The sequence below is a fragment of the Variovorax sp. 01T439_2 genome (assembly GCF_056398445.1).
On the sequence record NZ_JBFTPJ010001008.1, the window covers coordinates 1 to 2,045 of the forward strand.

At 68.2% G+C, this 2,045-nt stretch carries 3 protein-coding genes; all 3 read left to right on the forward strand.

All coding sequences use genetic code 11. The features are described 5' to 3' along the window. Positions 1-596: hypothetical protein (locus tag AC1DOC_RS31115; RefSeq protein ID WP_478131269.1), on the forward strand; the 596-nt coding region annotated here is incomplete at its 5' end. Between the two features lie 2 nt (positions 597-598). Further along, positions 599-1,204: a hypothetical protein gene (locus AC1DOC_RS31120; protein ID WP_478080699.1), complete on the forward strand. Its 606-nt coding sequence runs from the start codon at positions 599-601 to the stop codon at positions 1,202-1,204. 4 nt (positions 1,205-1,208) lie between these two features. Next, on the forward strand, positions 1,209-2,045 hold an 837-nt coding region (locus AC1DOC_RS31125), incomplete at its 3' end, for a phage terminase large subunit family protein (RefSeq protein WP_478131270.1).

Below are 2,045 nucleotides of genomic sequence, written 5' to 3' on the forward strand. Positions count from 1 at the left end.
GCGTCTACGTGCGCAAGGCCACGGCCGAGCGGATGAGCGTCGCGATCGAGCCGACCTACTAYGGCGGCAAGGGCATCGACCCGCAGCAGATCCTGCAGGCGCAGGAGTTCGGCGGCACCCGGCGCGACAAGCGCAGCGAGGTGGCGCTGCGCCGCGCCGGCATCCTGCCCTCGGGTTTCCAGACCGCGATTCCGCGTATTCCCTACCCGGGCAGCGACGACGGCCGCGGCAACCTGCGCGGCTCATTCATCGTGCAGCTGCTCAGCTACTTCCAGACGTTCGGCGAGCAGGGCTACCGGGCCAACATGACCGCTCGGCGCCGCGCCAACGTGCACCGCGGCACCGCCCGTCAGGCTGGCCGCCGCTACTTCGTGGCCTACGGCCGGCTGCGCAGCGGCGCCACCGCCCACCTGGCGCCCGGGATCTGGGCGGCCAGCGGCACGCACGGCTCGGACTTGCGCCCTGTGCTGATGTTCGTGCGCGCCGCCTCGTACCGCTCGCGCCTGAGCATGCAGGCCGTGGCGGACAGGGCAGGGCTGGACGCCTACCTGCCGCGCCGTCTGCGTTTCCGCATCCGTCAGGCGGCAGGGGAATGACGATGGCTGATTCCAACGTCATGACCATCCCCGAGTTCTCGGTCCACCTGGGATTCGGTCGCACCTACGGCTACCAGCTGCAGAAGGACGGCCGTCTCGTGATGGCCGAAGACGGCAAGCGCGTGCTGGTCGCCGAAAGCATCGCGCGCGTGCGCTCCACCGAAGACCCAAGCAAGCAAGGGGTGGCGGACCGCCACGCACAGGCACGACGCGAGCGCGCGGCGCCTGCGCCGGCGCAGCCAGCATCGCCTCCACCAGTGCCAGCGCTCGACGATGACGCCGAGTCCGCGGCGCCAGGCGGGGAGGGTCCGGTGCCGTCCGGCTTCGACTTCCAGGTGTCGAAGGCGAAGCGGGAACACTTCGCAGCGCTCGAGGCGGAGGCCTCCTATCGCGCGCGGGTGAAAGAGCTGCTCGAGGCGAGCGAAGTGCGCGCCGTGATCAACGAAGTGATGACCGTCTTGCGCACCTCCATCGAAGGCATCGCGCACCGTGTGGCGCCCGCACTGGCGGCGGAAGTGGATGAGGCGGTCGTGCGCTCGACGCTCAGTGCCGAGATTCGACATGCGCTGGAGACGGCGTCCAGCGGTCTCTCGAAGCTGGGGCGCTAGGCACGTGGAAGCACAGAGCCTCTACCAAACCGCCGCACGCGCGATCCAGCCGCGGCGGCCGAAGACCGTCTCGCAGTGGGCGGATGAGCATCGCATCCTCAGCAGCAAGGCGAGCTCGCTGCCCGGCCCGTGGGTGACGGCACGCAGCCCGATGCTGCGCGAGCCGATGGACTGCATGAGCGCCAGCAGCCCAGTGCGCGAGATGGTTGCCGTGCTGCCGATCCAGTTCGGCAAGAGCGAGATCGAGACCAACATCATCGGCTACACGATGTGCGAGGACCCGGGCCCGATCATGGTCGTGCTGCCGGGTGAGGTCTCGATGAACAAGTTCATCAACCAGAAGCTAAACCCGCTGCTGGATGAGACGCCCGCGTGCACGGAAGCGCTGACGTCGACTGCATCGCGCAACTCGAGCAACACACGCGGCTTCAAGGACTTCGCCGGCGGGCAGCTCTACATGGAGCACACCGGCAATGCGAAGCGGCTCAAGTCGACTAGCGCGCGGCTGGTGCTGGTCGATGAGTACGACAGCGTCGCGTCGAGCCTGCCGACTGGCGACGACCCCGACGCGCTGCTCGATGGGCGCAACAGCGCGTTCCCGGCGAACTCGAAACGGGCATCGGTCGGCACACCCGAATTCAAAGGGCTTTCCCGACTCGAAGCGAAGTACGAAAAGTCCGACCAGCGCCTGTATCACGTGCCGTGCCCGAACTGTGAGCACATGCACCCGCTGACCTGGGAGGCATTCCATTGGTCGGTGGGCTCGGATGGCCGCGTGACGCGCGCCTGGTGCACCTGCCCCGAGTGCGGCGCCGACATCGAGGAACATCACAAGGACCGG

Coding starts and splice junctions, on each gene's coding strand:
- AC1DOC_RS31120 (WP_478080699.1), top strand. CDS start 599: ATGGCTGATTCCAACGTCATGACCATCCCCGAGTTCTCGGTCCACCTG.